This window comes from Chryseobacterium sp. SIMBA_028 (assembly GCF_046535285.1).
Lineage (GTDB): Bacteria > Bacteroidota > Bacteroidia > Flavobacteriales > Weeksellaceae > Chryseobacterium.
In genome coordinates this window covers 1-232 of record NZ_JAWRWZ010000870.1, presented here as the reverse complement: position 1 = coordinate 232, position 232 = coordinate 1, and the positions used below count along the sequence as shown (strand labels likewise).

At 68.5% G+C, this 232-nt stretch carries 1 protein-coding gene; it reads right to left on the bottom strand.

Annotated features, from left to right (window positions below; genetic code table 11):
- Positions 1-2: 2 nt before the first annotated feature.
- Positions 3-232 (bottom strand): hypothetical protein (locus SCA31_RS25685; protein WP_410699749.1); only part of this gene is annotated, 230 nt, incomplete at its 5' end.

The following is a 232-nucleotide window of genomic DNA, read 5'->3' as shown; positions in this document are numbered from 1 at the left end:
GACTAGCCTTCCGCCGAGCCGGCGCCAGCCTGCGCCGGTGTCTTGGTCGCCACCGACTCGCCCTGGGCGCCCGGCATGGCGATGACCGCGATAACGGTCAGCACGGCGCACACGAGCACAGCCATGAACACGGCCGACGACGCCGAGACGGTTGTGTGCGCGTCCGAAGCACCGGGATGTCCTGCATAGATGGCGTTGGCCACGGCGCCGAAAACGGCCACGCCAATGGAAC